The sequence below is a fragment of the Neorhizobium sp. BETTINA12A genome (assembly GCF_023006485.1).
Taxonomy (GTDB): Bacteria; Pseudomonadota; Alphaproteobacteria; order Rhizobiales; family Rhizobiaceae; genus Neorhizobium.
The window spans coordinates 1-6,697 of sequence record NZ_JALBGW010000215.1; the positions used below are offsets into that span (position 1 = coordinate 1).

The following is a 6,697-nucleotide window of genomic DNA, read 5'->3' on the forward strand; positions in this document are numbered from 1 at the left end:
CCGGCGCCGGCCAGACGCCGCGTGTGCCGGACGCCGAGCTGCGGCGCGCTGAGCAGCATATAAGCGTCCTTGAAACCCGGCGCATGTTTCCTGAAGAATTCGCAATGCGACAGCATGAACCGGTGCGAGCGGATTTCGACCTCGGTCATGTCGTCGACATTGAGCGCCGAAAGCCCCGATTGCCGCGGCCCGAGGAACAGCGCGATGTCGTTGCGCCAGGAAACATAGGGCGTCTGGAAGAAGCCGAGCTCGTCGCGCCCGAGCGTGTTGAAGTCGGCAAAGGCCTGTTCCTGGGTGGCACGGAATGTCAGCCATGTTTCCATGTCTACGCCGCCCAGCATGAAGCCGGTATTCATCGAGTGATGCACGTCGCCTTCCTCGATATCGGCCTCGAAACTCGCTCCTGCGCGCGCAAAAACATCGCCGTCGCCGGTGCAGTCCACCACGACCTTGGCCATGATCCCCTGGCGGCCCTCCTTGCTTTCGAAGATGACGCCTTTTACCGCGCCGTCCTCGACCACCGGGGTTGCTGCCCAGGAATGGAAGACGATCCGCACGCCCGCCTCGATCAGCATTTCCTGCGAGATCAGCTTCAGTCTTTCAGGGTCGATCGTGGGCGCCCAGGTGACGACCCCATGAAAGGCGGAGGTGCGCAGCCGCCAGTATTTTGCGAGATCCGCGTCCCGCTGCCCCCAGAGGCTCCTGTCCGGCCCGGCGACGGCTTCAGGGGGAAGACGGCCCAGAACCTCCTCGGCAAAACCGCGAATGACCTGCCGCCCCTCCCAGTCGGTCATCCGGTCGATCCAGATCACCACGCCTCCGGTGGAAAGCCCGCCGAGATGGTTATAGCGCTCCAGCACCACGACCTCCGCGCCGGTTCGCGCAGCGGCGAGCGCTGCGGCGGTTCCGGATGGCCCGCCGCCGACGACCAGTACGTCGCAGCGATGATAGACCGGAATGTCGCGCGCCTCCTCCCGGAGAACGCCTCCGCCGTTGCGGCGCGGGAAGACATAGTGCCCGGATTCGAAGATGTCGGAGCTCAGGAAGCGGTTTTCGTTCTGGCGTATCTCCTTCACCGAAACCTTCTGATCAGTCATGGCATCCTCCCTGATTTCTGCGGACCGTCACGCCCGACGATCCCGAAGGTGATTTAGCCAAGGAAAAGCAGCCTGGAAAAGACACCAATACGCCGATAGAGCTTTCTCGATTCACGCTAGATGATGAAGTCCGGCTCCCGGCAGCTTCTTCCAGACGCCTATTTCCTGCGCATCCGGATTAACCCGCCATGCTTCTCACGCAGGGCTGACCAGCAGTTGCGGCGTTGGTAAAGCGCGATGCCGCGTCATATATTGGTGCAGTGCAATATAAGAGAGAAAGAAAACATCATGTTTGACTCAGTACGCAAGTTCGCCCGCGCTTTCCGCGTTCCCTCCACCCAGGACCGTGAAGTCGCCTACCTGAACGAATCCAAGGACCGGATCGACCTTGAATTCCGCATGCGCCAGGTCGACCGTGGCATGTTCCGCAAGTCGTCCTTCTAAGCGACACGTTCCGATCAGCCACCCGTTCGCGCGGAATATCGCCGCGCGGCAGATGTGGGTCTTCCCGTGCCGCCTCGATGCGACCGAAGGCCTGATCACCTCCGCGAAAACCTTGTCTCATGCGAGACGGGCAAATTTTCGCCATCATCTTCGGCTTGGGCTAAAGCCTGTTCGATCGAAGATTCCCGCAGCCGACGGATGAATATCCCGCTGCCGAACCAGATGCGCCCCTATGCCGTTTCGCCGCCGTACACCGCTTGCATTTCGTGAAAGACTGCGCCGTGCCGTCCTGCCTCCCAAGGGCTTTCGCCGCGTCCTCGATTATTATCGCCTGAAGGTCATGCGCATCGGCGGCTCGCCGCACGCGGTCGCGGCAGGCCTCGCGATCGGCGTGGTCAGCGCCTGGACGCCCTTCCTCGGCCTCCACATCCTGTTTGCCATCCCGCTCGCCTATCTCTTCGGCGGCAGCATGATCGCCGCAGCCCTCGGCACCACGTTTGCCAATCCCGTCACCTGTCCGATCATCTGGCCGCTCACCTGGAAGATCGGCGAGACCCTGCTCGGCAACGAAGCCTCCGGCCATGACCATCTCGATCTCGGCCGGCTGTTCCACCATCTCGATTTCTCGCAGCTCTGGCGGCCGATCCTCGAGCCGATGCTGATCGGCTCCCTGCCGCCGGGCATCCTGTGCGGTCTGGTTTTCTACGCGGTCACCTATCTGGGCGTGCGCAGTTTCCGCAACCGGCGGCTGGAACGCTTGACGGCACGGGCCGGAGCCCTCAAGTCAGTATAAAGACTGACGAGAACCGGCCTGGCGCCGTGAGGAAGATTTCATGATCATCGGCATGGGCAGTGACCTCATCGACATAAGACGCGTGGAAAAATCCATCGAGAGGTTTGGCGAGCGTTTCACCCATCGCTGTTTCACCGAGATCGAGCGGGCGAAATCCGATCGCCGCCAGAACCGCGCCGCCTCCTATGCCAAACGTTTCGCCGCCAAGGAAGCCTGCTCCAAGGCGCTCGGCACCGGCATTGCCCACGGCGTGTTCTGGAAGGACATGGGCGTCGTCAATCTGCCCGGCGGACGGCCGACCATGGTGCTCACCAACGGCGCCGCCGAACGTCTCGCGAGCATGATGCCGGCGGGTCACGAAGCGGTTATTCATATCACGATCACCGACGAATACCCTTATGCGCAAGCCTTTGTGGTGATCGAAGCGCGCCTCGCAGCCTAATCGACCATTGCCGCCGCTTTGCGAAGGGTTTAGAGAACGCAAAACCGCTGGCAACAGCCGCGCCGAACAGAAAGACGTCAAACGTGTCCGACAAAGCCGAGACGAAGTCGCAGAACAGCCTCTGGGAAAACATCAAGGTCATCATCCAGGCTCTGCTGCTGGCGATGGTGATCCGCACCGTGCTCTTCCAGCCTTTCACCATCCCGTCCGGCTCGATGATGCCGACCCTGCTCGTCGGCGACTATATCTTCGTCAACAAGTTCGCCTATGGTTATTCGAAATATTCGCTGCCGTTCTCGCCTGACCTGTTCTCCGGCCGTATCCTGGAATTCAACCAGCCGAAGCGTGGCGACGTCATCGTTTTCCGCCTGCCGAGCCATCCGGATGTCGACTATATCAAGCGCCTGATCGGCCTGCCGGGCGACCGCGTCCAGGTCACCAACGGCGTGCTGTTCGTCAACGGCAAGCCGGTCCCCAAACAGGGCGACGGCGCCTTTACCTCCGATTACAGCCTCGATCCGGGCACCGACGTGCCGGTTTTCCGCGAAACGCTCGACAACGGTGTCACCTATGACACGCTCGACCATTCGCCGGTTTCGCGCGGCGACAACACCCAGGAATTCGTGGTTCCGGCGGATCATTATTTCTTCATGGGCGACAACCGCGACAACTCGCTCGATAGCCGTTTCGACGTTGGTTACGTGCCCGCCGAAAATCTGGTCGGCCGCGCCAGCGTCATCTTCTTCTCGCTCGGCAACGACACCTCGTTCCGCGAAATCTGGAAATGGCCGACCAACATGCGCTGGGATCGGATTTTCAAGGTTGTCCGGTGATGAAGTCAAAGACGCTTTCGGCGGAGGAACGCGGCCAGCTTGAAAAAGCCATCGGTCATGAATTCGCCGACAAGCAATGGCTGGACCGGGCGCTCACCCATGCGAGCACCGGGTCCGCCAAGAGTGCCAATTACGAGCGGCTGGAATTCCTGGGCGACCGGGTGCTCGGCCTCTGCGTCGCCGAACTGCTGTTCAAGACGTTCCGCACTGCCGCCGAGGGCGAGCTTTCGGTGCGTCTGAACCAGCTGGTCAGCGCCGATAGCTGCGCTGTTGTTGCCGACGAACTGGAACTGCATCGGTTCATCCGCACCGGCGCCGACGTCAAGAAGCTGACCGGCAAGCGGATGATGAACGTGCGTGCCGACGTGGTCGAAAGCCTGATCGCCGCGCTCTATCTGGATGGCGGGCTGGAAGCTGCCCGCGGTTTCATCATCAGGTATTGGGAAGCCCGCGCCACCCGTGCCGACGGCGCGCGGCGCGATGCCAAGACGGAGCTGCAGGAATGGGCGCATGCGAAATTCGGCCTGACGCCCGCCTACAGGGTCGACGAACGCTCCGGACCGGATCATGATCCCCGTTTCACGGTAACCGTCGAGGTAACCGGCGTGGCGCCGGAAACCGGCGAGGACCGCTCCAAGCGCGCCGCCGAACAGGTGGCCGCCACAAAGATGCTCGAGCGCGAAGGCGTGTGGCAGAAACCCGCTGCCGAACAATGAATTGGACACCATGACCGAAAACGACAACATTCCCGGTGAAGAGAACGAAGCCGGCCAAACCCAGGCTGGTGGCCCGACCCATTCCGGCTTCGTGGCGCTGATCGGCCCCACCAACGCCGGCAAATCGACGCTTCTCAACCGGCTCGTCGGCGCGAAGGTCTCGATCGTCAGCCACAAGGTGCAGACGACGCGCGCCATCGTGCGCGGCATCGCCATCCACGACAACGCCCAGATCGTCTTCATGGACACGCCCGGCATCTTCAAGCCGCGCCGTAGGCTCGACCGCGCCATGGTGACCTCGGCCTGGGGCGGGGCCAAGGATGCCGACCTGATCCTGCTCCTGATCGACAGCGAACGCGGCATCCGCGGCGACGCCGAGGCGATCCTCGAAGGCTTGAAGGAAGTCCATCAGCCGAAGATTTTGGTCTTGAACAAGATCGACCGCGTCCGGCACGAGGACCTGCTGAAGCTCGCCGCCGCCGCCAACGAAGCCGTGCCATTCGAGCGCACCTTCATGGTCTCGGCAACCACAGGCTCCGGCTGCGACGACCTGATGGACTACCTTGCCGAAACCTTGCCGGAAGGCCCCTGGTATTACCCTGAAGACCAGATCTCCGACCTGCCGATGCGCCAGCTGGCCGCCGAGATCACCCGAGAAAAGCTCTTCCTACGCCTCCACCAGGAACTCCCTTACGCCAGCCATGTCGAAACGGAGAAATGGGAGGAGCGCAAGGACGGTTCGGTGCGCATCGAACAGGTCATCTACGTGGAGCGCGACAGCCAGAAGAAGATCGCGCTCGGCAAGAACGGCGACGCCATCAAGGCGATCTCCACCGCGTCCCGCAAGGAACTCTCCGAAATCCTTGAGCAGCCGGTCCACCTCTTCCTGTTCGTCAAGGTCCGCGAGAACTGGGGCGACGATCCCGAGCGTTTTCGCGAGATGGGCCTGGAATTCCCGAAGTCCTGAACCAACGCCGCCACGTGGCGGCATCAACCGCCGCGAGCGATACCCACACGGAGTATCTCATTAGCGATTTTTATCCATCATTATAATGACTTGCTAACGTTGAGCCGAAGATCCAATTTATCGGCAAAATGGCGCGGAGAGTCATGAATGTCGGATGGCGGATCAGCAGATGAAGGCACGGGCTCGGATGATCCGAATTCCGTCGGCTTTTACAGTTGGATCGTGCCGGAAAACAAGGTGTATGGCGATCAGGTGATTGCCTCCATATTCGGCGTTTCGGATCAGGAACTGGCTGCCGGCGCCCCGATCGAGAGGGTCATCCGCTACATCAACGAGGGCGATAGGCAGCGGGTCGCAAAGGCGATCCACGATGCGATCGTCACAGGGTTCGCATACCAGGAAAACTACCGCGTCACCCATCCGGACGGGCGCCGGATCGACGTCGCGGCGAATGGTCGGTGTCTGCGCGATGCCGAGGGTGTCCCGTATATCTATTCAGGCACCGTGATGATCCAGCCCACGGTGGCTGCGGCGACCGATCCGCTGGAGCACCATTGCCGCGCCGCTCTCTGGCTTGCCACCAAACGCCGCCAGATGCTCGCCGCGCGCTATCTCACCTCGGCGCTCAACGTGCTCGGCAAATAGGTTCCCCGCCTCACTTCTGCCGGTCCATCAGCGCCCTGACCTCCAGGTAACGGCGGCGACGGTCCTGGTCCTGTTCGTTGGGGCCGTAGCAGGTGTCGGAAATGCAGAAGCGCTGCAAGCGGAAGGGCGGCTGCCCCTTGTCGAACTCGCATTCGATCTCGTTGCTGAAATCGGTCGGCTTGGGCTCCTCGCGGGTGGAATAGGTCAGCCGCGCGCCCGGCGGGTCCAGTTCCGGGAAGGACTGGACGATACCCGTCTTCAGCGAGGGCACCAGCAGGAAATTCTTGGCGACCGAGATGCAGGCCTGTTCGAGCTGTGGCGATTGCGCCGCAGCGGGCGAGGGAGCGACAAGGGCGACAGGCGAGGCGGCCAGGAGGGCGGCAAAGAGGGCGTGTTTCATGGAGACTCCCAAGGGTCGTATTTGACGTGCGAATTTCGCACAGGAATCCAAATGGAGGCCGATTTGTTCCAGGCAAGCCCATGGACACCTGCATCTTTGCCGTCGACCGGGGAAAGCAGAAACCGATTCAGTCCGAAGGACTTATGCTCTATTGTTGAATCGGCTCGGAAGGATCTTGAACAGATACATGCAGTGGCAGGACGAAGCGATCATCATAGGCGTCAAGCGCCACGGCGAGACGAGCGTCATCGCCGAGCTGATGACCCGTGACCGCGGCCGGCATCTCGGCCTCGTCCGCTCCGGCCGCTCGCGGGCGATGCAACCGGTGCTGCAGGCCGGAAACCGGGTGGAAGCCGTCTG

At 61.7% G+C, this 6,697-nt stretch carries 10 protein-coding genes; 8 read left to right on the plus strand and 2 right to left on the minus strand.

The annotated features are described in order from the left end of the window. The coding region (locus MOV61_RS27290) for an FAD-dependent oxidoreductase (RefSeq protein ID WP_247138834.1) at positions 1-1,097 on the minus strand (1,097 nt) is incomplete at its 3' end. A gap of 288 nt (positions 1,098-1,385) precedes the next feature. Here MOV61_RS27290 and MOV61_RS27295 point away from each other — a divergent pair. The 7 genes from MOV61_RS27295 (at position 1,386) to MOV61_RS27325 (ending at position 5,937) form a co-directional block, all read left to right on the plus strand. Further along, positions 1,386-1,541: a DUF3563 family protein gene (locus MOV61_RS27295; RefSeq protein WP_065814410.1), complete on the plus strand. Its 156-nt coding sequence runs from the start codon at positions 1,386-1,388 to the stop codon at positions 1,539-1,541. A 232-nt stretch (positions 1,542-1,773) separates the two neighbouring features. Next, positions 1,774-2,334, plus strand: coding sequence for a DUF2062 domain-containing protein (locus MOV61_RS27300; protein WP_046600223.1), 561 nt, complete (start codon positions 1,774-1,776; stop codon positions 2,332-2,334). Between the two features lie 40 nt (positions 2,335-2,374). After that, on the plus strand, positions 2,375-2,776 hold the full coding sequence (gene acpS / locus MOV61_RS27305; protein WP_037080909.1) for a holo-ACP synthase: 402 nt from the start codon (positions 2,375-2,377) through the stop codon (positions 2,774-2,776). A gap of 83 nt (positions 2,777-2,859) precedes the next feature. Further along, entirely contained in the window at positions 2,860-3,609 is a 750-nt protein-coding gene (gene lepB, locus MOV61_RS27310; protein ID WP_038541486.1) for a signal peptidase I, read from the plus strand. Further along, positions 3,606-4,325: a ribonuclease III gene (gene rnc / locus MOV61_RS27315; protein WP_247138835.1), complete on the plus strand. Its 720-nt coding sequence runs from the start codon at positions 3,606-3,608 to the stop codon at positions 4,323-4,325. Before lepB ends, rnc begins: the two co-directional genes overlap by 4 nt. Positions 4,326-4,335: 10 nt before the next feature. Beyond that, on the plus strand, positions 4,336-5,292 hold the full coding sequence (era, locus tag MOV61_RS27320) for a GTPase Era (RefSeq protein ID WP_247138836.1): 957 nt from the start codon (positions 4,336-4,338) through the stop codon (positions 5,290-5,292). A 147-nt stretch (positions 5,293-5,439) separates the two neighbouring features. Further along, the gene (locus MOV61_RS27325; protein ID WP_038541494.1) at positions 5,440-5,937 is read left to right on the plus strand and encodes a PAS domain-containing protein; all 498 of its coding nucleotides are present in this window, start codon (positions 5,440-5,442) and stop codon (positions 5,935-5,937) included. Positions 5,938-5,947: 10 nt separating this feature from the next. Here the strand turns inward: MOV61_RS27325 and MOV61_RS27330 are convergent, their stop codons facing one another. After that, positions 5,948-6,337, minus strand: coding sequence for a hypothetical protein (locus MOV61_RS27330; RefSeq protein ID WP_051899676.1), 390 nt, complete (start codon positions 6,335-6,337; stop codon positions 5,948-5,950). Positions 6,338-6,524: 187 nt separating this feature from the next. Here MOV61_RS27330 and MOV61_RS27335 point away from each other — a divergent pair. Further along, positions 6,525-6,697 (plus strand): DNA repair protein RecO (locus tag MOV61_RS27335; protein WP_247138837.1); only part of this gene is annotated, 173 nt, incomplete at its 3' end.